General features: G+C 60.4%; 19 protein-coding genes and 1 riboswitch. Of the genes, 7 read left to right on the top strand and 12 right to left on the bottom strand.

The window, feature by feature from the left end:
• Positions 1-239: 239 nt before the first annotated feature.
• From D8U71_RS04485 to D8U71_RS04465, 5 genes are read right to left on the bottom strand one after another with little or no spacing between them, the layout of a single operon-like run.
• On the bottom strand, positions 240-881 hold the full coding sequence (locus tag D8U71_RS04485) for an urea amidolyase associated protein UAAP2 (protein WP_016771291.1): 642 nt from the start codon (positions 879-881) through the stop codon (positions 240-242).
• An 11-nt stretch (positions 882-892) separates the two neighbouring features.
• Positions 893-1618, bottom strand: a complete 726-nt coding sequence (locus D8U71_RS04480; protein WP_110644979.1) for an urea amidolyase associated protein UAAP1 — start codon at positions 1616-1618, stop codon at positions 893-895.
• Between the two features lie 13 nt (positions 1619-1631).
• Positions 1632-2420 (bottom strand): ABC transporter ATP-binding protein, encoded by a 789-nt coding sequence (locus D8U71_RS04475; protein ID WP_125925287.1) that lies wholly within the window; start codon positions 2418-2420, stop codon positions 1632-1634.
• Positions 2417-3232, bottom strand: coding sequence for an ABC transporter permease (locus D8U71_RS04470; protein ID WP_130887231.1), 816 nt, complete (start codon positions 3230-3232; stop codon positions 2417-2419). The genes D8U71_RS04475 and D8U71_RS04470 overlap by 4 nt, the downstream gene beginning before the upstream one ends.
• Before the next feature lie 18 nt (positions 3233-3250).
• Positions 3251-4318 (bottom strand): putative urea ABC transporter substrate-binding protein, encoded by a 1068-nt coding sequence (locus D8U71_RS04465; protein WP_130887230.1) that lies wholly within the window; start codon positions 4316-4318, stop codon positions 3251-3253.
• Between the two features lie 63 nt (positions 4319-4381).
• Positions 4382-4482: riboswitch (guanidine-I (ykkC/yxkD leader) on the bottom strand.
• Between the two features lie 350 nt (positions 4483-4832).
• On the opposite strand from D8U71_RS04465, the gene D8U71_RS04455 reads away from it, so the two are divergent.
• The 4 genes from D8U71_RS04455 (at position 4833) to D8U71_RS04440 (ending at position 13069) form a co-directional block, all read left to right on the top strand.
• Positions 4833-5237 carry a hypothetical protein gene (locus D8U71_RS04455; RefSeq protein WP_016771286.1) on the top strand — a complete coding sequence of 135 codons (405 nt, stop codon included), beginning with the start codon at positions 4833-4835 and terminating at the stop codon, positions 5235-5237.
• Positions 5238-5374: 137 nt separating this feature from the next.
• Positions 5375-6679, top strand: a complete 1305-nt coding sequence (locus D8U71_RS04450; protein ID WP_241664197.1) for a glycosyltransferase family 4 protein — start codon at positions 5375-5377, stop codon at positions 6677-6679.
• A gap of 1 nt (position 6680) precedes the next feature.
• Positions 6681-7535: a hypothetical protein gene (locus D8U71_RS04445; RefSeq protein ID WP_130887229.1), complete on the top strand. Its 855-nt coding sequence runs from the start codon at positions 6681-6683 to the stop codon at positions 7533-7535.
• 2 nt (positions 7536-7537) lie between these two features.
• Positions 7538-13069 (top strand): calcium-binding protein, encoded by a 5532-nt coding sequence (locus D8U71_RS04440; protein WP_130887228.1) that lies wholly within the window; start codon positions 7538-7540, stop codon positions 13067-13069.
• A gap of 64 nt (positions 13070-13133) precedes the next feature.
• Here the strand turns inward: D8U71_RS04440 and D8U71_RS04435 are convergent, their stop codons facing one another.
• On the bottom strand, positions 13134-14246 hold the full coding sequence (locus D8U71_RS04435) for an enoyl-CoA hydratase/isomerase family protein (protein ID WP_130887227.1): 1113 nt from the start codon (positions 14244-14246) through the stop codon (positions 13134-13136).
• Positions 14247-14378: 132 nt separating this feature from the next.
• On the opposite strand from D8U71_RS04435, the gene ung reads away from it, so the two are divergent.
• The gene (gene ung, locus D8U71_RS04430) at positions 14379-15074 is read left to right on the top strand and encodes a uracil-DNA glycosylase (protein ID WP_016771280.1); all 696 of its coding nucleotides are present in this window, start codon (positions 14379-14381) and stop codon (positions 15072-15074) included.
• A gap of 112 nt (positions 15075-15186) precedes the next feature.
• Here the strand turns inward: ung and D8U71_RS04425 are convergent, their stop codons facing one another.
• From D8U71_RS04425 to D8U71_RS04410, 4 genes are read right to left on the bottom strand one after another with little or no spacing between them, the layout of a single operon-like run.
• The gene (locus D8U71_RS04425) at positions 15187-16224 is read right to left on the bottom strand and encodes an AbrB family transcriptional regulator (protein WP_130887226.1); all 1038 of its coding nucleotides are present in this window, start codon (positions 16222-16224) and stop codon (positions 15187-15189) included.
• Positions 16217-17731: a tripartite tricarboxylate transporter permease gene (locus D8U71_RS04420; protein ID WP_016771277.1), complete on the bottom strand. Its 1515-nt coding sequence runs from the start codon at positions 17729-17731 to the stop codon at positions 16217-16219. The genes D8U71_RS04425 and D8U71_RS04420 overlap by 8 nt, the downstream gene beginning before the upstream one ends.
• 1 nt (position 17732) lies before the next feature.
• Positions 17733-18191: a tripartite tricarboxylate transporter TctB family protein gene (locus D8U71_RS04415; RefSeq protein ID WP_016771276.1), complete on the bottom strand. Its 459-nt coding sequence runs from the start codon at positions 18189-18191 to the stop codon at positions 17733-17735.
• A 55-nt stretch (positions 18192-18246) separates the two neighbouring features.
• Complete coding sequence (locus tag D8U71_RS04410) at positions 18247-19224, bottom strand: tripartite tricarboxylate transporter substrate binding protein (RefSeq protein ID WP_016771275.1); 978 nt, start codon at positions 19222-19224, stop codon at positions 18247-18249.
• A gap of 444 nt (positions 19225-19668) precedes the next feature.
• Between D8U71_RS04410 and D8U71_RS04405 the strand changes: the two genes are divergently transcribed.
• Both D8U71_RS04405 and D8U71_RS04400 read left to right on the top strand, forming a co-directional pair.
• A complete protein-coding gene (locus D8U71_RS04405) occupies positions 19669-20340 on the top strand; it encodes a response regulator (protein ID WP_024011992.1) in 672 nt (223 codons plus the stop codon).
• Entirely contained in the window at positions 20333-21718 is a 1386-nt protein-coding gene (locus D8U71_RS04400) for a sensor histidine kinase (protein ID WP_024011993.1), read from the top strand. Before D8U71_RS04405 ends, D8U71_RS04400 begins: the two co-directional genes overlap by 8 nt.
• A 129-nt stretch (positions 21719-21847) precedes the next feature.
• Here D8U71_RS04400 and D8U71_RS04395 read toward each other — a convergent pair whose 3' ends face one another.
• Together D8U71_RS04395 and D8U71_RS04390 are read right to left on the bottom strand one after the other, a co-directional pair.
• Positions 21848-22669 (bottom strand): HDOD domain-containing protein, encoded by an 822-nt coding sequence (locus tag D8U71_RS04395; protein ID WP_016770675.1) that lies wholly within the window; start codon positions 22667-22669, stop codon positions 21848-21850.
• Between the two features lie 34 nt (positions 22670-22703).
• Positions 22704-23645 carry a folate-binding protein YgfZ gene (locus tag D8U71_RS04390; RefSeq protein WP_130887225.1) on the bottom strand — a complete coding sequence of 314 codons (942 nt, stop codon included), beginning with the start codon at positions 23643-23645 and terminating at the stop codon, positions 22704-22706.
• Between the last annotated feature and the right edge of the window lie 108 nt (positions 23646-23753).

The following is a 23753-nucleotide window of genomic DNA, read 5'->3' as shown; positions in this document are numbered from 1 at the left end:
ACATACATCCGGGCCGTCCCGGATGGAAAAAACACACTTCACTCCAACCCACCACAACCCCCCTGTGGGAGCGAGCCTGCTCGCGAAGGCGGTGGATCAGCCACATCAATGCTGAATGACACGGCGCATTCGCGAGCAGGCTCGCTCCCACAGCGTTCAGGGTTGTCTGGTGGATTTCAGGCACTGCGCGGAACGCGCCTGGCACAGGGCAAAAAGCCAACGGCGTAAACGGCTGATGGTCAATTCCATACCAGCAACTCCGCCGGGGTCGGGTTGTAGGCATTGCACGGGTTGTTCAACTGCGGGCAGTTGGAAATCAGCACGATGACGTCCATCTCCGCGCGCAAATCAACGTACTTGCCCGGCGCGGAAATACCGTCCTCGAAGGTCAGCCCGCCATCCGCCGTCACTGGCACGTTCATGAAGAAATTGATGTTCGGCCCGATGTCGCTCTTGCTCAATCGGCCGTCGTGGGCGCAGGCGCGCAGGTAGTTGTCGCGGCAGCTGTGCATGTAGCGTTTTTCCAGGGCGTAGCGCACGGTGTTGCTCTCTTGCGCGCAGGCGCCGCCGAGGGTGTCGTGGCGCCCGCAGGTGTCGGCAACGATGGTCAGCATCGGCTGGCCGAGGTTGGAATACAGCACGCTGCCGGTGCTCAGGTAGACGCTGTTCTGCCGGCGCAAGGTGCGTTGCACGTCGTAGCGTTCCTTGGGGTTGGCGAGGCTGTAGAACAAAGTGTCGACGGCCTGATTGCCTTCCAGATCGAGGATGCGCAGGGTCTGCCCGGCCTTGACTTCCATCAGCCAGGGCTCGCCGGCGGGAATGGTCGCGCGGTAGATCGCGCTGTCGGCTTGCTTGTGCGAAGTGGCGATTGCGAGTGACATGGCGGCGATCCTCAGGCGAACAAACGGTCGGTGTTGATGAAGCCGCGCTCGTTTTCCGGGCGCGAAGTGCGGCAGTGTTCGGCGACGCTGGCGTCGGCGTTCATCCAGCTCAGCTTCAAGGGTTTCGGAGCGTATTCGGGGGACGGGTCCATCGGATGTTGCAGGGCGGTGAGCACCATCAGGGTGTCCATCGGCGCGTACAACTCGATGTAGTCACCGGCCTTCGAGTTGCCTTCGACGAAGTGGAAACGCCCGGCCTCATCGACGTTCACGCGGCTGAACAGATTGAGGGTCATCAGCAGGTCGGACAGGCCCAGGCCCCACTTGCCGAGCTCCACCAGCAGGTTGTCGGTGCCATTGCGAAAGAAGCCGTTGCGCAGTTCCTGGTAGCGGCCCTGACCGTACTTTTCGGCGACTTCCTGTGCGCACAGCACACCGCCGAGGCTGTCGCTCCAGCCGCAGGTGTCGGCGGTGATCGCGGCGAGTACGCGGCCCATGTCCGAGTACAGGCAGTGGCCGGCGGTGAGCTTGGCGGTGTGTTGGCATTTGAGGCTGTCGGGCAGGTTCAATCGCTCGGTTTTTTCATTGGCATTGAGCAAGGTCAGGCTGACGTTAGCGCCACCGCGCAGGTCGGTCAGGCGCAGCAATTGGCCGCGCTTCAGTACGAAGGAACGGTGGCCGCCGCCCGGCAGTAGTTCTTCAGCGAAGGGTGGGAATAGTTGGATTGAATCAGTCATTGCAGCAGTCCTCTCAAGCAGTGCGAAGGGTGCCCGCCAGCGGCAGCGGCAGGGCCTCGACGGCGGCGCGCTGGGCGCGGCGGTCGCTGTTCAACGGGATGTCGTAGGTGATGCGGGCGCCATAGGCGCCGGGGGCGTGCGGGTCGAGGCGCACCTTGTCGAACACCAGCAGGCGCGTGCCCAGGCTGAAGCCTTCCGACAGGTCGTGGGTGACCATGAACACCGTCAGTTGCGTCTCGCGCCACAGCTCCAGCAGCAGCGCGTGCATGTCTTTGCGAATGCCCGGATCGAGCGCGCCGAAGGGCTCGTCGAGCAGCAACACGCGCGGCTTCATGATCAGCGCCTGGGCGATGGCCAAGCGTTGCTGCATGCCGCCGGACAGCTGTGCCGGGTACTTGTCCAGCGCATGGCCGAGGCCGACTTTTGTCAGCAGGGCTGCAGCCTGCTCGCGCGCTTCGCGTTTGGCGTTGCCGAACAGCCGGCCAAGCAAGGGCGCGCGCGGCAATTCGAGACCGAGGGCGACGTTGTCGAGCACGCTCAGATGCGGGAACACCGAGTAGCGCTGAAAGACCACGCCACGGCTGGCATCCGGCTCGCTGGCCAAGGGCTGGCCGTCGAGCAGAATCTCCCCGCGACTGGCGCTTTCCTGGCCGAGCAGCAGGCGCAGGAAGGTCGATTTGCCGCAACCGGAGGCGCCGACCAAGGTGCAGAACTCGCCTTCGTTGACGCTCAGGTTCAAGCCTTCCAGAACCACTTGATCGGCGTACTGCTGCCAGACGTTTTTTACTGTGATGAAGCTCATTTCGCCGCTCCCTCGTACCAAGGGAAAGCGCGCTGGGCCAGCTGTTTCAAGCCCCAGTCCATCAGCCAGGCGAGCAGGGTGATCCACACCACGTAGGGCAGGATCACATCCATCGCCAGGTAGCGCCGCATCAGAAAGATCCGGTAGCCGAGGCCATCGGTGGAGGCGATCGCTTCGGCGGCAATCAGGAACAGCCACGCTGAACCGAGCATCAAGCGCAGCGAGATCAGCAAGCGCGGCAACAACTGCGGCAAGACCACGCGCAGCATCAGCGTCCAGGTCGAGGCGCCGAGGGTCTGCGCCTTGATCAGCAGTTCGACCGGAATGTCACGGGCCCGCTGTTCCAGATCCCGAGCCAGCGCCGGGGTGATGCCAATCACGATCAGCATGACTTTCGATAACTCGCCCAGGCCGAAGACGATGAACAGAATCGGCAGGATCGCCAGCGGTGGCACCATCGACAGCACCGTCAGCAACGGCGACAACGGCGCGCCGAACAGCGGCAGGGTGCCCGCCGCTATACCGAGGCAAAGACCCGCCAGCGCCGCGATGCCGAGGCCGATGGCCAAACGGCGCAGACTCGACGCGGTGTCTTGCCACAACAGATATTCACCGGTGCGGCTGTCGGCGTTGAAGGCCAGGCGTTTTACCGCGTCGCTCATCTGCACGGCGCTGGGCAGCAGTTTGTCGTTGGGGTTGTCCGCCAGGCGCTCGGCCGAGCCTGTGAAGTAGGCGAACAGCACCAGCGCGAACGGCAGGATCACCAGCAACAGGCGGCTCGGGCGATCAGGGTGGCGATTGATCAGGCGCATGGCCAAATCCTCCGTGGCTTACAGCTTGGCGTCGGCGGCCATCTGCACGTAGGTCGGATCGAAACGCAGCTTGAGATTGGCGGTGTCGCCGCTGGTCACGCCGTTGGCGAAGGACATGCCCACCGCGCTCGGGTCCTTCGCGCCTTCGCCGAGCAGGCCGTGCTCGAAGGAGAATTCGGCGACCTTGCGCATGGTGTCCGGCAGTTGTTTGCTGGTGGCGAAACTCAGCGCTTCGCTCGGCGTGGCGAACAGTTTTGTGGTGTCCAGTTGCGCCTGGAAGCCGGCGAGATCAGTACCCGAGGCCTTGGCCATGTGTTCCAGCGCAGCTTTGCTCGCGGCGGTTTTCGCGTTCATCAAAGCGACCACTTCGAACCACGCGCCAGTCAGCGCTTTGCCCAGCGCCGGGTTGTCTTTGAGGGTGGCGCTGTTGACCACCATCATGTCCATGATCTCGCCGGGGATCTGGCTGGAATTGAACACTTCGGTGACGCCGGGTTTGGCCTTGATATCCGAGAGCATCGGGTTCCAGGTGGTCACGGCGTTGACGTCGGCGGTGTTGAACGCGGCGGCAATGTCGGCGTCGGAGGTGTTGACCACCTTCAGGTCTTTCTCGGTCAGGTCCACCGAGTCCAGCGCGCGGGCCAGCAGGTAATGCGAGACCGACAGCTCGACCAGATTGACGTCCATGCCTTTCAGATCGACGACTTTTTTACCTTCGCCTTTGAGCACGATGCCGTCGTTGCCATTGGAGAAATCGCTGACGATCAGCGCGGTGCTGTCAACGCCGCCGGCAGCGGGAATGGTCAGCGCATCCATGTTGGTCATGGTGCAGCCGTCGAACTGGCCGGCGGTGTACTGGTTGATCGATTCGACGTAGTCGTTGAGTTGCACGACGTCGATCTTGATCCCGTATTTCTTCGCCCATTTGTCGACGATGCCCTGGCTGCCGGCGTATTCCCATGGCATCCAGCCGGCGTAGATCGTCCAGCACACGCTGAAGTGGTCTTTCTGGGCGGCGGAAGATTGCGTGCTGATAAGCGCGGCGAAGGCGGCGGCGAGCAGGGCGGGGAAACGTAGTCGGATCATTGCGGATTCTCCAGTTGATCGAGGACGGACAGGAAGGCAACGCGGCACCGCGAACGGTGGCTTGTCTCCCGGGCTTTTGTCCCGCCGTGTAACCTCAACTGGAGGTCGCCAACTCTCGGACCAGCCACTCGCGCTTGCGAGCCGGAACCCTAGTCAGCCATTGCAAATTGTGGTGCCGCGAACCTGTGATGACTCCTGCACGGGTTTGCTAAAGCGAGAGGCGTGCCAAGTCGCGCCGAGGCCTCTGCGGCGGGGATCTGCTGGATTGCCGAGGTGAGCGGGGCGAGCGACGGCGCATCGTGGTGGTGCGTGGTTGCACCGTCATGCAGCGCGTTTACGCATAACTGGTCGCTGATTTTGCGGATAAACAAGATTTCATGATCACTTGTTTCAACTTGTTGCAGGAACGCACCAGATTCCGAAACCGCTGTCTGATTCTTCGACAGTCACTCAATTGCTGACGGTCGCCTGCCAGCGTCGCTGGTGTGGCCAACCCGCGGTCCAGGAGGCCGCCATGTATCGCCGAATCGTACTGCTTGCCGTGATGCTTTTTTCCCTTGGCGGATGCGTTCCTTATTCCTATGGAGACAGCTACTACAGGTCAGAGGTCTACACATCACCCGCACCGGCCTATTACAGCGGTGGCGGCTCCTATTACCGCAGCGGCGGCACTTATTACACTCAGCCGCGCTACTACCAGCCAGCGCCGCGTTACTACCAGCAACCGCGGTATTACCAGGCGCCGCGGCACTATCAACCGGCCCCGCGTCATTACGAAAGCCGTCGCTGGCACGGCAATGATCGCGGACGCTGGGACGGCCACCGTCGCGGCGGTTGGGACAATGACCACCGGGGTCGCGGCAACTATGATCGTCACAGCGGTCGCCGTGACTACAACGGCCGTGGTAACCGCTGGTAACTGACCGTAAATAAAAAAGCGGCGCATGATGCGCCGCTTTTTTTTGCCCGTCGAAAAGTCCTTCCGTGGGCCATCTCCCAAGGCAATCCCGGAAGCGTCCTACAGTTTCATTTTGTGGTGTTTGTTAGCGTTCGTGGATGCCGAACGAGGCGAGCAATCCTCAGCTCGATAGCGGCGAAAAATGGACGTTCAGCGCTATGAAGCTACTGGTTATTCATCAAAATTTTCCCGGTCAGTTCCGTCATGTGGTGCTGGCAGCGCTGGAGCGCGGTGATGAGGTTGTGGCGATAGGTCGGGACACGGCACCGGGCGTCGTCGGTGTGCAAATCCATCGATATCGAGCGACCAGCCGAGCGCCCGGCAATATTCACCCCTATCTGATCCGCTATGAACAAGCGGTGATCGACGGTCAGAAGGTTTTTGAAATCCTGGGCAGGCTGAAGCGTTCGGGTTATCAGCCAGATGTCATTCTTGCTCATCCGGGATGGGGGGAGACGCTGTTTGCCAAGGATGTCTATGCCGATACGCCGCTGATTCACTATTGCGAGTATTACTATCGAGCGCAGGGCGCCGATTGCGGGTTCGACCCTGAATTCCGGCGAGCCGCGAGGGAGTCGTCACGGCTGCGCGTGCTCAACTCGCTGCATCTGTTGAATCTTGAACAATGCGATATCGCAATCGCGCCTACGCAGTGGCAGCGCAGCCTGTTTCCGGCCGCTTACCGGTCGGCGATTCGGGTCATTCACGAAGGTGTGATTCAACGTTCAGACCTGGCGAAAGTCGGGGCAGTCAGATTGCCCAATGGAATCGAGCTCAAAGCGGGACAGCCGATCGTTACCTATGTCGCCAGAAACCTTGAGCCTTATCGCGGCTTTCACAGTTTCATGCGAGCGATCCCGCTTATTCAGGCCGAGTGCCCCGATGCGCAGATCATCGTGGTTGGCGGTGATGGTGTCAGTTATGGGAGTAAGCCGGTCGGGTACCCAGATTGGCGCAGCAGGATGGAGGCGGAGCTCAGTTTCGATCACTCCAGAGTGCATTTCACAGGGAAACTTCCTTACCAGACTTACCGCGCGGTTCTGACATGTTCCAAAGTCCATGTTTATTTGACGTATCCGTTTGTCTTGTCGTGGTCGTTACTGGAGGCGATGGCGTCTGGTTGTGTGGTTGTTGCGTCGGATACGGCTCCGGTAAGGGAAGTCATTGTCGATGGGGCTAATGGCGTGTTGGTGGATTTCTTCGACCATCAAGGAATTGCCAGAAGTGTCAGCAAGGTTTTGAAGTCGGCAGGTGAGTACGATGGACTTGCCAGCGCCGCGAAGTTGACGGCAGGTCGGTTCAGTGTGGAATCGGGCGTGAGCCAATACTTTGAGGTTTTTGCAAGCGCGATATCCGGGCATAACGACATACCAACCGTTCCGCAGTTTGAGCGGGAGGTTTGAAATGTCCAGGAAGTCGCGTAAGCAGGCGATCAAGTGGTTTAAAAGGTTGTTGAAGTATGGATTGTTCTTTTATGTCTGTTATTGCGTAGCGGAATTTTATATTCGCAAAGAACAATCTGCCGAGTCGGCGGCTATTCACCAGGCAAACGAGAAAGCTTGCCAGAACAAGCTGGCGAGCATGAAGCAAGTGCCGATATTAGGCGGCGCCTATATAGATAAGACGCTAGTCCCTGAGTTTTACGTTGGCATGCCTGAGATGGTGAACAAGAAAGCGTGTCTGGCGATTGCTCTGAAGGGCCTTTTCTGGTGGACCGGGACGGGGCTGCATCGGCACCAGAATCAGCGCCTGGAACCGATCCCCGAAAGCTGGCGGCTCTATAAATTGAATGCCGGGCTTTTTACCAGGAAGGAAACTACCGAGCCCCATGAACGGGGTTATCGGCACGTCAACTGGCCGGATGAGTTGATTGTGAAACTAAAGAATTATCCGGGGCTGGAAGTTTGGCTGAATGCTCCGCCACCGCATTTCAAGAATGTGTCATCCGTACGAAATTTTGTCATTGCAGGTTGGCCGCGGCGAGACGGAACCCCTCGGCTGATCAAGTGTGACGGCTTGATTCGCCCGGCTTCCGAAGAGCAACTGACTGACAAAAAGCTGGCAGGTTTTGGTAGGGCTGAATTGGAGAATCTGGATTTCGGCAAGCTGAATTTCTTCTGCACGGTCAATCTGGATAACTTCGACTTCGCTGGAGGGCACGGTAGTGTAGGTCTTGGTCTGTCGTCATTACGCGAAGCACCTGAGATGCTCAAGTATCTCAGTGATTATCTTTCACGCTCTGTTATTACAAGGAAGTAACAATGAGTTATGTTTTTAACGATATGGAAAAATCCGAAATTTTCAATGCGGCAAATAGTTGCAAAGGCATGACATTAAATTCTGAGGGTGTGGAGTACATTGCATTGGAATTAGCAGGGGCAAGCTGCGCACCCCTGTACCAAAAGCTATTCGACATTATTGGTGAAAAAGTTTCTGACGTTGCAGCTGCCGATAAAGAGGCTGGAGACGTGCTGAAAAGCGCCAGACTCTGGCTCGCCGTGGCCATTGATGCCAACGGTGGAAACGGTGCCTACTCTGCCCTGATTCGTGGTTACACCTCCCGCCAGGGTGAACTGAGACTGAATACAATTTTCAGTGAAGACCTGATGCAGCTTTCATCCAACCAGGTTGCCGTCAACTTCATCAATACCCTGATCAACGGATCCCTTGCCGGTCAACTGGCGCCGTGGACGGTTCCGTCAATCAGCCAGATCGCTGAAATCGACGCCAGCGCGATTGGCGAGGCGCTGTTCAAGGAGGTTTGCGGGGAGGACGATACCGCCGTGAAACGCAATGCCGGCTGGTCTGGAACAGTCGGATTCAGCCTGTTGGGCGGTAAACCTCCCTATGAAACGTGGAGACTGATCTCTGCGGGCGACCCGGATGCGGAAGATGGCGGCCCACCCATCCAGGCAAAGCCCAACCGGCTCGACGACTATAAAAACATTCTCTTCGCCATCGACGCCTACAGCGTCGGCCTGCAAGCGGCGATCAGCAATTTCGGCATCAATCCACTGCAAAGTCTGCTCTCGGTCGTACCCGAGCAAATCAACATCGCGCTGGCCAGTGGCAGTGTGAATCCGCTGATTCAGCATGTAGTCAAAGGCACGCCTGTTGCCGCCGTGGTCGAGCTGATATTGCGCTACGGCCAGAACGAATTTCTCGACATGTCCAAGCGCACTTACGACGGCGATTCTGCTGCCATACCCACCACCAACGACACCTTCGCCAGCAACGCTTACGCCTTCTTCTCGGCATTTTCCCCAGAGCAGTCGCAAAGCATCGTCACCCGGACAATAAGCGAGTTCGGCAATGCCAATGCATGGGCGAAACTGGCAGGCGAGGCGACGCCGCTCGGGCTGGCGTTGCGCAACTCTTTGCAGCAACTCAGTGAAGTCGTCATAGAACGAGCCGACGGTTATCCCGATCGCAACCTCGAGCTTTACGATCCGCATACTGGCGAAGGCTTTATCACCGCGCAGTGGCTGGCGGATCGAGCGCAAATGCTGGCGCGGTTGATTGCCCGAACCCAGGGCTCGTTTGGCGAACACTCGCTGCAGCAGTTTTCCTACTCCGATCTCGCCTCAGGCAAACAGGCGCCGATGACCACCGGAGTGCTGAACCCGCTGGCCATGTTCGGTGATGACGGTGGGCGATCTTTCGCCGGCGGCGCAAATGCCGATCATCTGTATGGCGGCGTGGGCAATGACTCGATCCATGGGATGGCCGGTCACGATGTCATTGAAGGTGGTCGCGGCAATGACTCGCTTACCGGAGGTGACGGCAATGATGAGTTGTACGGGATGGCCGGTGACGATGTTCTGCTCGGAGGAAAGGGTAACGACTCCTTGATTGGGGGCGAAGGCAACGACCGTTATGAATTCGCCAGCGGCGATGGCATCGACGAGATTCTTGATGCCAACGCCGATGGGCAACTGCGGATCAACGGCGCGCCGATTCCCCATCTCAAACGCCGCGCGCCTCTGAGCAATATCTGGTCTACCGAGGATCGGTCCATCACCCTGGCGCTTGTTGAAAACACCCTCAACATCAAATACGGCCAGGGCGATCTGGTGGTGATCAAAAACTTCCAGCCCGGAATGCTTGGCATCCGCCTCCCTGAATACGAGGGGCAGCCGCTCACTGCTGCGGATTTGACGCTTCAGGGCGACTGGAAAGCCAAAGACGCCGATCCCACTGTCCCCGGCGATCAGCCCTCCTTTGATGAGCTGGGCAACGTGGTGCTGCTGCCCAAGGTCAAACAGCGCAACAAGGCCGACGTACTTTACGGTTCCGCCGCAGACGACGTCATTCTCGGCCTGGGTGGTTCTGATCGATTGTTCGGTAAGGCTGGAGACGATCGGTTATTCGGCGACAAGCAGACGACGCTCGAAAAAGCTATGGCCGACGGTGACGCAAAGGGCAAGGCGAATCGCGGAGACTGGCTCGACGGCGGGCAAGGTGACGATTTGCTTATCGGTACGGCGTCCCGAGATGTTCTGCTCGGTGGCAATGACCGGGATACCTTGATCGGCGGTGCTGGTGACGATGTCTTGTCAGGAGACGAAACCACCGGTGCGCTGGAACAAGGTTGGGCGGTCAAACGCGCTGACGTCCCCATAGCTGGTGGTGTCACCAGTCACCGAACGGTCTTTTCAAAGGCCTCGATAAACAGTGCGTCCGAGGGCGGTGACGACGTGCTGTACGGGCAGGGTGGCAGGGATTTTATCGACGGCGGCTGGGGGGAGGACCTGCTTGACGGCGGAGCTGACGACGATTTTCTCAAAGGCGATCAAGGTAACGACACCCTGGCCGGTGGCAGCGGCAACGACGTGATGCTTGGTGACAACCTCGATTGGGGCGGTGGCCTGCCCAGCAGACACCATGGCAACGATGTGCTGGACGGCGGCAGTGGTGATGATTCACTCGGCGGTAACGGTGGCAGCGACGCTTTGTATGGCGGCCCTGGCAACGACATTTTGCAGGGTGATGACGGCGTACTGGATGGCGTCGAAGGCGATGCCGCGCATTTTTTTGGCGATGATCTGCTGGACGGTGGCTCCGGCGATGACACGCTCTGGGGCGGCGGTGGCGATGATTTGCTTTTCGGCGGCGAAGGTAATGACGATCTGATCGGCGATAGCCCTGAGCATCCGGTTCGCTATCACGGCAACGACTTTCTCGATGGCGGCGCGGGGGATGACACCCTGCGCGGCATGGGTGGCGCGGATACGCTGGCGGGTGGCTCAGGGGCTGATTTTCTCGATGGCGATGTATCTGACCTGAAACCGGGCGGAAGCAACAATGACGTGCTTCAGGGCGGCGAAGGAAACGATACGTTACAGGGTGGTTTCGGTGCCGACACGCTGGACGGCGGTGCGGGTGACGACATTCTTGCCGGCGATTACGAAAACAGCGCTGAGGCCGAGCACAATGCCGATTATCTGCACGGTGGCTCAGGTAACGACACGCTGCTCGGAGGCGGTGGCAACGACACCTTGCTGGGCGGGGAAGGGACGGACTACCTTCGCGGCGATTCTGGCGACAACGTGTTTGATGGCGGTCCCGGTGCTGACGTGCTGGATGGCATGGATGGCGCCGACATCTACTATTTCGGCGCTGGCGACGGCCTGGATATCGTCACCGATGCCGGCGGCCGCAACATCATCAAGTTCGGTGCAGGGTTTTGCGCCCAAAGCCTGAAGGCCGACGTTATCGACGCTACCGTCGGCACGGTGTTGCGACTGGCCAATGGCACGGGCGACGCGATACTCATCAAGAATCACGAGAAGTGGAAGGATTCCACATTCAGTTTCAGCGACGGCGGGGTACTGGATTACGCAGATATCCTGCGCAAAACATTGCCACCGATAGAGATGTCCGAGCCACCCGTACCGGAACCTGTCACCGCCTCGGCAGCCCCTGAAAGCAAAGTTGAGGATCCGGTTCAGCCAGACGATGTCACCGCTGCGGCGCAAGGCCCGGTGGCGTCTGTTCAAACGGTCAACTGGACCGATGAGTTCCTCGCGCAAACCAAGTCAAAACGCTCCGCCCGCAAACACGCCACAGGTTTTACCTTGAATGAGCAAGGCGTTTGGGTGCGCAGTCATGTCACCACCAGCGACACCGGTTACACCACTCACACCGAGCTGAGCGAGGACAGCGTCGACGCAGGAACACTGTCGGAAACGCCGCCATGGATGAAGGCTGATGGCAGGCAAGCCGTAGTCAGTGAAAGGCAGTCGACAACCACAACCCGTGTCGAACATAAACCGGTGAAAGCCGAGGGAGCAGTCGCCTCCTCAAGTCAGGCGCCTCGCTATTATCGATCCGGCTCGGCCAACGGGTTTTCCTTCAATACGGGCGACGTATTGGTTGAAGACCGAAAGGAATCCGGCGCGCTTGAAGGCTGGTACGTCTATCCGGCGGCAAGCTTCAGTTCGGGCGCAACAGTGCCCAAGGCGTTTCGCTGGGATGTCACAACTGAAACGATCAAACGCAAAATCGTCCATGGCAACGATGCCGGCGGGCGAGTCAACGTCGAAGTGGAAAACGTTTTCCACGGCGGCGCGGGTGATGATCTGATCGTCGCTTATGCAGGCTCCCCACTTGACTACGGCACTGTCGGCGACAGAACACCGGGCGCGTTTTTATCCGCCGGGGCAGGTGACGATACCTTGCTCGGCTCCGAGGGCGCCGACTATCTGCTCAGCGGCTCGGGTGATGACTGGCTCTACGGCGAAGACGGCGCCGACACTTACATCGTGCAAGCGCATGCCGGGGCGACAACCACGATTGCGGACGTGCTCAACCCTGTTTTCCACCGAGCAGAAGTTGGCGTAGCGGGGTGGAAAGACGAGTACGGATTGATCGATCAGGACACGGTCGTTCTTCCAGCAGATGCGCAGCGCGATGCACTGCAATTGAGCTGGGGTGCTGCGCTGATAGAGACCACCCATGTCGAGCTGGAGCCCAACCCGGATCGCGCGGCTTACCGCAACCCGCCGAGAGCGAAAATGCTTCATCCGACACTCGATATCCAATGGGGTGGGACGCAGAAAGTCCGCATCGTCTTGCCCCATAACGGTGAACTTGAGGGCGCCGGTATTGAGCTCGTCAAGTTCGCCGATGGCTCGGTCGCAAGTTTGAGGCAGCTCCTGGAATCAAGTCAGCTCGGCCCTGCGCCCGAGACTTTTCGTACGGGTGTCATCGTCAACCATCCCACCCGTTCAACCTCCCTGCGAGACGGACGAGCGCTGCCACTCGTGGGCGGTCGCGGCAACGACACCATAAGCGGCGCGGCGGAGATCCGAGGCATGCACGGGGATGACGTGCTCACGGGCAGCCTCGGTGACGACCTGCTGGTGGGTGGGCCGGGCAATGACACGCTGACCGGCGGTGCTGGAAATGATCTCTACCGATACGATGGCCTCGGCAGAGACGTGATCATCAACAACGGAGGCGGTTTGGACGGAATCGATTTTTCCGAACGCAGGCTGACGATCGACAACCTGAAATTTCACCGTGAGCGCGATGATCTGGTGATCGTGGTGGATTACGGCATGGCGCCGAAAATCCGGGTTTCCAGGCACTTTGCCGCAGGTGAAAGCGCTATTGGCTTCATAAGAGTCAGCGAAGGAACAGCGATTCAAGACTACAGCGAAAGGCAAATTGCTGAACGTCTGCACCCGCTTCCGCCACTGAGGGATGTCGAGGATATTTTGCAAAAAGGCGACGATGCAGCGCAGCGGGCAATCAAGGAAATCATTGAGTTCTACGAACTGAATGTCTGACAGGACGACCGATTGAGCCGGCCCGCAATGGCAATCCAGTCGCCATCGCGGGCCTCGCGTCACCTCAATACTGGGTCAGATCCGCTAACGGATGCCGCCCCTCCCAAACCTTGTGAAAGTGCGCCTCGACCACTGCATCCGGCACGTTATTGATATCCGGCCAGTGCCAGTGCGGCTTCTGATCCTTGTCGATCAAACGCGCGCGCACGCCTTCGCTGAATTCCGGATGACGGCAGCAATTGAGGCTCAGGGTGTATTCCATCTGGAATACTTCGGCCAGCGACATGTGCCGCGCGCGGCTGATCTGTTCCCAGACCAGATGCGCGGTCAGCGGCGAGCCCTCGGTCATGGTTTTCGCCGCGCGGGCAATCAACGGATCGCTGCTGTCGCGGTGCAGGCTGATGGCTTTCCACGCACAGGCAACGTCGCTGACATCGAGCAGTTCGTCGATCTGCTGACGACGCGGCAGCCACTGCGCTTCGGGCATTTGTTCGAGTGCTTCCTGCTGCAGAGCCTTGAGCAGGCTGTTGAGCTGCATGGCGGTCTGTTCCTGCCAGTTCAATTGCAGCAAGCCTTCGATCAATTGCGGTTGCTGTTCGTCGAGCAGGACGCGGTCGGCCAGATCCAGATCCAGCGCATCACGGCCGTTGATATGCGCGCCGGTCAGACCGAGAAACAAGCCGAGCTTGCCCGGTAACCGCGCAAGAAACCAGCTGGCGCCAACGTCCGGATACAGTCCAATGGTGATTTCCGGCATCGCCAGACGGCTGCTCGGCGTGACGATCCGCGTGCTCGCGCCCTGCAACAGGCCCATGCCGCCACCGAGCACATAACCGTGACCCCAGCAGATCAGCGGCTTCGGATAGGTATGCAGGCTGTAATCAAGGCGATATTCCGCGCTGAAAAATTGCGCGGCCAGCGGCGGCACTTCGCCGGGGTGAGCGCGGCAGGCTTCGACCAGGCTGCGCACTTCGCCACCGGCGCAGAAGGCTTTGCTGCCGTTGCCGCGCAGCAGCACGCAGACGATTTGCGGGTCAGAGGCCCAGGCGTTCAATTTGTCGCTGAGCGCATTGATCATCGGCAGGGACAGTGCGTTCAGCGATTTTTCGGCATCCAGGCTGGCGATGCCGATGCGGGCGCCGTCGGTACCGGTTAGTTCTTCGAAGTGCAGATTCATCGTGACCTCGATCGGGAATTTGAGCGAACAGTATGATCGCTATGGGGGAAAGTGCCGGATCTGCGTCAGATCAATTGACAAGCGTGGTCGGCTTTCCTAGGGTTCGCCCCATTGTTTTTGCCGGAAATGACCATGACTGCTGACGACCGTATCAAACTCGAACCGAGCTGGAAGGAGGCACTGCGTGCTGAGTTCGACCAGCCTTACATGGCAGAGTTGCGCAGCTTTCTGCAGCAGGAGCGGGCATCCGGCAAGGAGATCTATCCGCCGGGACCGATGATTTTCAATGCCCTGAACTCAACGCCGCTGGACAAGGTGAAAGTGGTGATTCTCGGCCAGGACCCTTACCACGGCCCGGGCCAGGCCCACGGTCTGTGCTTCTCGGTGCAACCGGGCGTGCCGGCGCCGCCGTCGCTGGTCAACATCTATAAAGAGCTGAAACGCGACCTCAACATCGACATTCCCAACCACGGCTACCTGCAGAGCTGGGCCGAACAGGGCGTGCTGCTGCTCAACACCACCATGACGGTTGAGCGCGCCAACGCCAACGCGCACAAGGACAAGGGCTGGCAACACTTCACCGACCGCATCATTGAAGTGGTCAGCGAACGGCAGCCGCATCTGGTGTTCATGCTCTGGGGCGCCCATGCGCAGAGCAAGCAGAAGCTGATCGACGCGACCAAGCACCTGGTGCTGACCTCGGTACATCCGTCGCCGTTGTCGGCCTATCGCGGGTTTTTGGGCTGCGGGCATTTCAGCCGGACCAACAAGTTTCTCGAACAGAATGGCGAAACGCCGATCGACTGGCGCTTGCCACCTCTCGCCTGAGATCGTTCCCACGCTCCTCGTGGGAATGCAGCCCGGGACGCTCTGCGTCCCAAAGCGGACGCGGAGCGTCCATTGAGGCATTCCCACGCAGAGCGTGGGAACGATCAGTCAGTCAGGACTCTGGAATACGATTCCAATACCTGAACAACGGCTCCGCCAGAAACAGCACAAACAACAGCCGCATCACCTGCATCGCCGTCACCAGCGGCACCGACAGTTGCAGGGTCTCCGCAGTCAGGCTCATCTCGGCGATCCCCCCAGGCATCATGCCCAGGGTCAGTGAACGCAGATCCAGATGGGTCAATGCACTCAAGCCCAGCGCCGCCAGCGACGCGATCAACATGGTCAGCGCCGTGCCGATCAACGTCCGGCCCATGAACGACGGCGCGCGGCGGAAGAACTGCCGATTGAAGTGACAGCCCAGGCCGCTGCCAATCAGCCATTGGCCGATCTGACTGCCGCCGTTGGGTAAGCCGATGTGCAGATCCCACGTAATGCTCACCGCCGCACTGACCAGCAACGGCCCGAACAGCCATGGATTGGGTTGGCGCAGACGCTGCCAGAGCCAGGCGAGCAGGGCGCCCGCCGGAAACAGAATCGCCAGCCAGCGCCAATCGACACTGCCGGCGTGAGAAATCGGCGTGCCGTCACCGAGCAGATACTTGAACGCCGCCGGCACGCACAACACCACCACCAACACCCGCAGACTCTGCCCGGCCGCGACATGGCTGAGCAGAGCACCGTTGCGCGCACCGAGGTTGACCATCTCCCCGGAACCACCGGGCATGCTTGAGAAAAACGCCGTGGCGCGATCCTCGCCGGTGCGGCGCATCAGCCATACGCCGACCACCGCCGACAGGCTGGTGACCAGCGCACCGAAGAAGATCAAACCGAAATGACTGAGCACCTGTTCCATCACCAGCGGGGTGAAGTGCAGGCCGATACCGATGCCGACGATCCACTGACCGCACTTGCGCCCGCCAGGGATTTCCGCCAGTTGCCACGGCGTCAGGCAGCGCACCAGGATGATCGCCAGCAACGAGCCGACCATCCACGGTAGCGGCCAGCCGATCTGGCTGGCGATGAAACCACCAAGCAGACCGACCAGCGGGGTGCCCCACCAAGCTCTCAGGGACAAGCGATCAAACATCGGCAATGACGCGCCGTGCCGCCGAACGCTTGCGCCAGATGCGGATCAGCGGCATCAGCAGCATGATCGCGGTGAGGATCCAGCAACCGAAGGTGATCGGACTCGACCAGAGAATCTCCAGCGCGCCATTGGAGATCGACAGGGCGCGACGCAGGTTCTGCTCCATCAGGCCACCGAGGATGAAGCCCAGCAGCAGCGGCGACAGCGGGAAATCCAGCTTGCGCAGGATGTAACCGAAGATGCCGATACCGATCATCAGGAACAGATCGAAGGTGGTCGCGTGCACAGCGTAAACGCCGATCCCGGTGATGATCGCGATGATCGGCACCAGCGCCCAGTTCGGCACGGCGAGGATGCGGGTGAAGACGCGGATCATCGGGATGTTGAGGATCACCAGCATCACGTTGGCAATGAACAACGAAGCGATCAGGCCCCAGACGATGTCCGGTTGCTGTTGGAACAGCAGTGGGCCCGGGGTGATGTTGTACAGCGACAGCGCGCCGATCATCACTGCGGTGGTACCCGAACCCGGAACGCCGAGGGTCAGCATCGGAACGAGAGCGCCGCACGCCGCGCCGCCGATAGCGGTTTCCGGCGCGGCCAGACCACGGGGATCGCCTTCACCGAATTTGCCGCTGGTGCCGGCGATGCGCTTCTCGGTCATGTAGGCCACGGCACTGGCGAGCGTTGCGCCGGCACCGGGCAGCACGCCCATGATGAAACCGAGCACGCCGCAGCGCACGTTGACGACGAAAACCGACGCCGCTTCCTTGAAGTTGAACATCATCCGGCCGGTGGCTTTCACCGCTTCCTGGCCGTGGTGGGTTTTTTCCAGCAGCAGAAGGATTTCGCTGATCGAGAACAGACCCAGCACCAGCACAACGAACTGGATGCCGTCGGTCAGGTGAATGTTGTCGCCGGTGAAGCGGTATACGCCACTGTTGGCGTCGATGCCAACGGTGGAAAGGAACAGACCGATCAGCGCCGCAATAAAGGTCTTCAACGGTCGATCACCGGCCATGCCGCCGAGACAGACAATCGCGAACACCATCAGCACGAAGTATTCCGCCGGTCCGAAGGCAATCGCCCATTTCGCCAGCAGCGGCGCAAACAGGACCATGCCGCAGGTGGCGATGAACGCGCCGATGAACGAACTCCACGCCGACAGTGACAGCGCGACACCGGCCATACCTTTGCGGGCCATCGGGTAGCCGTCGAGGGTGGTCATGACGGTGGAAGCTTCACCCGGAATGTTCAGCAGGATCGAGCTGATCCGGCCGCCGTATTCGCAGCCCAGATACACCGCCGCGAGCAGGATCAGCGCCGACTCCGGCGGCAGGCCGAGCGCGAACGCGATCGGAATCAGCAACGCCACGCCGTTGATCGGACCAAGGCCCGGCAACAGGCCGACGACGGTGCCGATCAGGGTGCCGCACAGTGCGGTCACCAGGTTGTATGGGCTCAGCGCGACGCCGAAGCCCTGACCCAAATAGCCAAGGGTATCCATATCAGTTCTCCAGGACGCTGAGCAGGCCGAGGGGCAGCGGAACATCCATCAAGCGATCGAACAGCAGATAGAGACCAACCGCCATCAGGCTGATGATCACCACGCTCGGCAGCCAGCGGCCGCCATAGAGACGGGCCATCGGTACGCCGGTAATGATGCTGGCCACGATGAAACCAAGGGGTTCGAAGGTGCCGGCAAACACCAGCAACAACACCACGCACAGACCGATCTTGGTCAGGGTTTCGCGATCCAGCGGCGGCTCATCCGGGTTGTGTTTGATCGGCGCCGGGCGAAACACCATGTACAGCAGCGCCAGGCCCATCAGGCCGAGCATCAGCAGCGGAAAGGCGCGTGGACCGACCGGTTCATAGGAAAAAGCCGCTTGGTACGGCCACGCCATCAGTGCCAGGCCGGCACACACCAGCAGCAACACCGAGGCGAAAATGCGTTGAATAAGCATGGGAGCTCCTGTGCTGCGTCCCCGCGTAGGAGACGCAGCCACTAGACAGAGACGATCACTGGATCAGGCCGAACTCTTTGGCCAGCACTTTGTAGTCGGCGACCTGCTTCTTCACGTAGGTGTCCAGTTCCGGGCCGGTCATGGCGAACGGGAACAGCTCACGCTGATCGCGCAGCTTGGCGAACTCGTCGGAAGCCAGCAGTTTGTCGAACGCGTCTTTCCACCAGGCGTAGTCTTCATCGCTGACTTTTGGCCCGAGGTAGAAGCCACGCACCACTGGCCAGACGATGTCATAGCCTTGCTCGCGAGCGGTCGGGATATCTTTCATTTCCGGTTCGTCGAGACGCTTGTCCGAGAACACCGCGAGCAGACGCATGTCACCGCTCTGGATGTGCGGCATGGAGTCGGAGATGTCGGTACTGCCGACCTGGATGTGGCCGCCGAGCAGGGCCGTGGCGATCTCACCACCGCCTTCGAGTGCCACGTAACGCAGTTCGCGCGGGTTGATCCCGGCAGCCTTGGCGATCAGTGCGGTCTGCATCCAGTCCTGGCTACCGACGGTGCCGCCGGAGCCGATAACCACCGAGCCTGGATCTTTTTTCAACGCCTGGACGAGATCGTCGAGGGTCTTGTAGGGCGAATCGCTTTTCACTGCGATGGCGCCGTAGCTGGTGCCGACGGCCGCGAGCCAGCGCACGTTGGTTTCATCGAAGCGACCGAACTTGCCCTGAGCCAGGTTCAACAGCGAACCGCTCGACCACGCCACCAGCGTTCCGGCATCCGCCGGACGTTGCGCCACTACTGCGTTGTATGCCACCGCGCCGACACCGCCGGGCATGTAGGTGACGCGCATCGGTTTGCTCAACAGCTTCTGGTTGACCAGTGCGCTCTGCACCAGTTTGCAGGTCAGGTCGAAACCACCGCCGGGGGAGGCGGGGGCGATGCATTCCGGACGTTTCGGCTCGGCCATGAGTTGGCCGGCAAACAGCATCGCGCCAGCGGCGAGAGCGACTTTACGCAGTGATACGTTCATTTGAGTCTCCAGAGGAGTTGTTGTTATGGATGGACCGAATGACCAAAGGGCAACGCGAAAACCTAGCGGCAGGCGCAGTTCTCTCGCGGCGCGAGCGCAACGACTGAAACAACGGAGGGGAAACAGGACTGCGGCGAAAAACCGACAGTGCAACGGTGGAATCGAGCAAGGCGAGCAGGCATTACAGCCTTGGTGCGCATGGAGGGCATGCTGGGGTACTCCGTTATTGTTCTTATGAGTCGAAAACGCTTCATGGCGTTTTTCGTTGCGCTGTGTGGCGGCAGCGGCGACAGTCGAAACTGTCCGTGGGCCGACTCTAACCGGCTAACCTTTCAACAACCTTTCAGTTGTCTTTCACGGTTTTCGGGCTTCACAGCGGCGGTTGCGGCTGTAAACTCCGCGGCAAAGCGCGGCGTCGGCCAACCCTGAACGAGGTACAAATCCATGCGTGTCCTGCTCGTCGAAGACCATTTGCAACTGGCCGAAAGCGTGGCTCAGGCGCTCAAGAGCACCGGTCTGACGGTGGATGTGTTGCACGATGGCGTAGCTGCCGACCTGGCGCTGGGCAGTGAGGAATACGCCGTGGCGATCCTCGATGTCGGCCTGCCGCGCATGGACGGTTTCGAGGTGCTGGCGCGGCTGCGTGCTCGCGGCAAGAACCTGCCGGTGTTAATGCTGACCGCGCGCAGTGACGTCAAGGATCGCGTGCATGGCCTCAATCTCGGTGCTGACGACTACCTGGCCAAGCCGTTCGAACTGACGGAACTGGAAGCGCGGGTCAAAGCCTTGCTGCGCCGCAGTGTGCTGGGCGGCGAGCGTCAGCAGCGCTGTGGTGTGCTGGCTTACGACCTCGATACGCGGCGCTTCACCCTCGGCGACGAACTGCTGACCCTCACCTCCCGCGAGCAAGCTGTCCTGGAAGCGTTGATCGCGCGGCCGGGGCGAGTGATGAGCAAGGAACAACTGGCCGCGCAGGTGTTCGGCCTCGACGAAGAAGCCAGCCCCGACGCCATCGAAATCTACGTGCACCGCTTGCGCAAGAAGCTCGATGGCCAGCCCGTGGCCATTGTCACCTTCCGTGGCCTCGGCTATCTGCTGGAAAGCCGCGATGCATAAGCCCAGCAGCCTGCGCTGGCGGTTGCTGTGGAACCTTGGATGGTTGCTGGTGGTGCTGATGCTCGCCAGTGGTTTGAGCGCTTACTGGAACGGTCGCGAAGCCGCCGACACCGCGTATGACCGCACGCTGCTGGCCTCGGCACGCACCATCGCTGCCGGGTTGTCGCAGCGCGATGGCAGCCTCAGCGCCGACGTGCCTTACGTGGCGCTGGATACCTTCGCCTACGACAGCGCCGGGCGCATTTACTACCAGGTCAACGACATTCACCAGAAGCTGATTTCCGGCTACGAAAATCTCCCCGGGCCACCGCCCGGCACGCCGCGCACCGACAGCTATCCGGCGCTCGCGCGCTTTTACAACGCGAAGTACAACGGCCAGAACGTGCGTGTGGTCAGTCTGCTCAAGGCCGTAAGCGAGCCGAACATGAACGGCATGGCGGAAATCCGCGTGGCTGAAACCGACGAAGCGCGGGTCAGCATGGCGCGCAGTCTGGCGGCTGACACCCTGTTGCGCTTGGGCATGCTGGCTGTCGGTGCATTGCTGCTGGTGTGGTTCGCGGTGAGTGCGGCGTTGCGCCCGCTGGAGCGGTTAAGAACCGCTGTTGAGGAACGCCAGCCCGATGATTTGCGGCCACTGCCGCTGGTGGAAGTGCAGCATGAACTGGGACCCCTGGTCCGCGCGCTCAATCATTTCACCGAGCGTCTGCGCGGCCAGTTCGAGCGGCAGGCGCAGTTCATCGCCGATGCCGCTCACGAGTTGCGTACGCCGCTGGCCGCACTCAAGGCACGCCTGGAACTGGGCCTGCGCTCGAACGAGCCGGAGACCTGGCGCACCACCCTTGAATCGTCCGCGCAAAGCACCGATCGCCTGACCCATCTGGCCAATCAGCTGCTATCGCTGGCCCGGGTCGAAAACGGCGCGCGGGCGATTGCCGAGGGCGGCGCGCAGTTGCTCGATCTGAGTCAATTGGCCCGAGAGCTGGGCATGGCCATGGCGCCTTTGGCGCACAAGCGCGGCGTGGCGCTGGCGCTTGAAGCGGATGAACCGGTGTGGCTGCGCGGTGAGCCGACGCTGCTCAATGAGCTGCTGAGCAATCTGGTCGACAACGCGCTGGCGCATACGCCATCGGGCGGCAATGTGATTCTGCGGGTCACGGCCCCGGCGGTGCTTGAGGTCGAGGACGACGGGCCGGGCATCCCGCTGCACGAGCGTGATCGGGTGTTCGAACGGTTTTATCGGCGCAATCAGCAGGTTGCCGGTTCAGGTCTGGGCTTGGCGATTGTCGGCGAGATCTGTCGCGCGCATCTGGCGCAGATCACCTTGCATGATGGCGAGCAGGCAGGGTTGAAGGTGCGGGTCAGTTTTATTGCCGGGTAATACTTTTGTGGCAAGGTTTTTTTGTGGCGAGGGGATTTATCCCCGCTCGGCTGCGCAGCAGTCGCGGTTCGGATCGCAGAGTCTAGGGTCGCTTCGCAACCCAACGGGGATAAATCCCCTCACCACAGGTCAGTAGAACATCGACCGCGATTCTTCCAGATCCGCGCAGAACTGCTTGTTCTCCGGGTCAATCCCCAGCTTTCTGAACGCCGGCACGCTAAACGGGTCAATCCGCGCAAACGGATGGTCGGTGTCCTTGCGGCAATACAGATTGGCCACCTGCACGACATCGACGTAATCGATGCGCGTCGAGTCGCGGCTGAAGTCTTGATACAGCAACGGCAAATGCACCAGGCGCTCGGGAAACTCCCACACCCGCAGCAATTTCTCGCCGAGCAATGGGTGAATCTGCTCGATCACATGGGTCAGGCTGACCGCATCCGAGAGCAGTTCATTGTGGTCTTCGGCGTAAGTCAGGATCGGCAACACACCAATCTGATGCACCAGCCCGCCGAGTGCCGCCTGATCGGGTTTGAGCTGAGTGTGACGACGACACAGCGCATAGCTGACGCCAGCGATTTCCAGACTGCTGCGCCAGACTTCGCGCATCTTCTGTTCGACCACCTCGGAGCGGGCATTGAAGATCTGCTCCATCACCAGACCGATCGCCAGGTTGCTGCTGTAGTTGATGCCCAAACGGGTGATGGCGGTGTGCAGGTCGGTGACTTCCTGCGCCGCGCGCAGCAGCGGACTGTTGACCACTTTGATCAGGCGCGCCGACAGCGCAGTGTCGCGGCCGATGACTTTGCTCAGATCGCTGACGCTGATTTCCGGATCCTCGGCGGCCTTGCGAATCTGCAGGGCCACTTCCGGCAAAGTTGGCAGAACCAGGTCATCGTTATCGATGGCCGCAACCAAATCCTGTTGGACCTTTTCCGCCAGTTCGCTCATTTGGACTCTCTAGGGTGTTGCAACAATGCTGCGATCAACGCTGGATTTCGCGGTCGCGATCCAGTTCGTAAGGCAGGTCGAGCACGTGCAACGCGGGGCCTTCGAGGGCGCCCAGACGCAAATCACCGGCTTCGGCAGCTTCGGCCTGCAACACGGCCAGGAGTTCAATGTTTCCCTCGGCATTGGCCGCCAGCACCACTTCGCCGATCGAGCTGTTGTGGCTGGGCGCGAACAACTGAGTGCCGGGCTCCGGCAACTCGGCTGCGTCGAGGCGCAGGCGGTACAGGCGCCGCTTGAGCTTGCCCAGGTACTGCATGCGCGCAACGATTTCCTGGCCGGTGTAGCAGCCTTTCTTGAAACTCACCCCGCCGACCGCCTGCAGATTGAGCATCTGCGGGATAAACAGTTCGCGAGTGGAAGGCATGACCTGGCCGATACCGGCGCGGATCTGGCCCAGCAGCCATTGATTCAGTTCGCCCTTAGCCAGCGTGGCGGACAGTTGGCTTTGAATGTTTGGCGCCTGAGCGGCAGGCACCCAGAGTTCGGCGCGCTCGGGCGAAACGCGAATTGCGATCAGGCCTTCATTGCGTACAACGCTGTCGGTTTCGGCCGGCAGTGCCAGACCGAGGCTGGTCAGGGCTGCATCGCCATGTGCCAGACCGAAGCGCACCCAGGCGGCGCTTTCATCGGTCAGTTTCGATTTGGAGAACACTGCGTACTTTTTCAGGTCGGCCAGTTGCGGCTCGAGCAGCTCGCTGGCCATCGCCATCACCACGCCGTCGCCCTCAAGCAGGATGCGGAAGCTCGACTGCATCCGGCCTTTCTGCGTGCAGCGGGCGCCGAGGCTGGCGCGGGTGTCGCTCAGGTAATTGATATTGCAGGTCAACTGGCCTTGCAGGAATTTTCCGGCGTCCGCACCGCGAACCGCGAGTACGCCTTCATGAGACAGGGTGCAGAAAAAAGCAGAATCGGCCATGGGTCATCGCAGGGTAAATAGACTGGGGCACATCATAAGGGGGCAGGGTTGAAATGGGTAGTTGATAAAGGATCACGGGTGCCCGACCAAAGCCGACTGTGCGGCCCG

It is taken from the genome of Pseudomonas sp. Sample_21, from assembly GCF_004307525.1.
GTDB classification, from domain to species: Bacteria; Pseudomonadota; Gammaproteobacteria; order Pseudomonadales; family Pseudomonadaceae; genus Aquipseudomonas; species Aquipseudomonas atacamensis.
The sequence above is the reverse complement of the archived record's forward strand: the minus strand, read 5'-3'. Positions and strand labels throughout refer to the sequence as shown.

Bases quoted from the DNA above. Each gene is read 5' to 3' on its own strand.
- D8U71_RS04415 (WP_016771276.1), bottom strand. From the start codon at position 18,191: ATGCTTATTCAACGCATTTTCGCCTCGGTGTTGCTGCTGGTGTGTGCC.
- D8U71_RS04485 (WP_016771291.1), bottom strand. From the start codon at position 881: ATGTCACTCGCAATCGCCACTTCGCACAAGCAAGCCGACAGCGCGATC.
- D8U71_RS04425 (WP_130887226.1), bottom strand. From the start codon at position 16,224: ATGTTTGATCGCTTGTCCCTGAGAGCTTGGTGGGGCACCCCGCTGGTC.
- D8U71_RS04465 (WP_130887230.1), bottom strand. From the start codon at position 4,318: ATGATCCGACTACGTTTCCCCGCCCTGCTCGCCGCCGCCTTCGCCGCG.
- D8U71_RS04475 (WP_125925287.1), bottom strand. From the start codon at position 2,420: ATGAGCTTCATCACAGTAAAAAACGTCTGGCAGCAGTACGCCGATCAA.
- ung (WP_016771280.1), top strand. From the start codon at position 14,379: ATGACTGCTGACGACCGTATCAAACTCGAACCGAGCTGGAAGGAGGCA.
- D8U71_RS04455 (WP_016771286.1), top strand. From the start codon at position 4,833: ATGTATCGCCGAATCGTACTGCTTGCCGTGATGCTTTTTTCCCTTGGC.
- D8U71_RS04440 (WP_130887228.1), top strand. From the start codon at position 7,538: ATGAGTTATGTTTTTAACGATATGGAAAAATCCGAAATTTTCAATGCG.
- D8U71_RS04390 (WP_130887225.1), bottom strand. From the start codon at position 23,645: ATGGCCGATTCTGCTTTTTTCTGCACCCTGTCTCATGAAGGCGTACTC.
- D8U71_RS04470 (WP_130887231.1), bottom strand. From the start codon at position 3,232: ATGCGCCTGATCAATCGCCACCCTGATCGCCCGAGCCGCCTGTTGCTG.
- D8U71_RS04410 (WP_016771275.1), bottom strand. From the start codon at position 19,224: ATGAACGTATCACTGCGTAAAGTCGCTCTCGCCGCTGGCGCGATGCTG.
- D8U71_RS04480 (WP_110644979.1), bottom strand. From the start codon at position 1,618: ATGACTGATTCAATCCAACTATTCCCACCCTTCGCTGAAGAACTACTG.
- D8U71_RS04405 (WP_024011992.1), top strand. From the start codon at position 19,669: ATGCGTGTCCTGCTCGTCGAAGACCATTTGCAACTGGCCGAAAGCGTG.
- D8U71_RS04450 (WP_241664197.1), top strand. From the start codon at position 5,375: ATGCCGAACGAGGCGAGCAATCCTCAGCTCGATAGCGGCGAAAAATGG.
- D8U71_RS04395 (WP_016770675.1), bottom strand. From the start codon at position 22,669: ATGAGCGAACTGGCGGAAAAGGTCCAACAGGATTTGGTTGCGGCCATC.
- D8U71_RS04420 (WP_016771277.1), bottom strand. From the start codon at position 17,731: ATGGATACCCTTGGCTATTTGGGTCAGGGCTTCGGCGTCGCGCTGAGC.
- D8U71_RS04445 (WP_130887229.1), top strand. From the start codon at position 6,681: ATGTCCAGGAAGTCGCGTAAGCAGGCGATCAAGTGGTTTAAAAGGTTG.
- D8U71_RS04435 (WP_130887227.1), bottom strand. From the start codon at position 14,246: ATGAATCTGCACTTCGAAGAACTAACCGGTACCGACGGCGCCCGCATC.
- D8U71_RS04400 (WP_024011993.1), top strand. From the start codon at position 20,333: ATGCATAAGCCCAGCAGCCTGCGCTGGCGGTTGCTGTGGAACCTTGGA.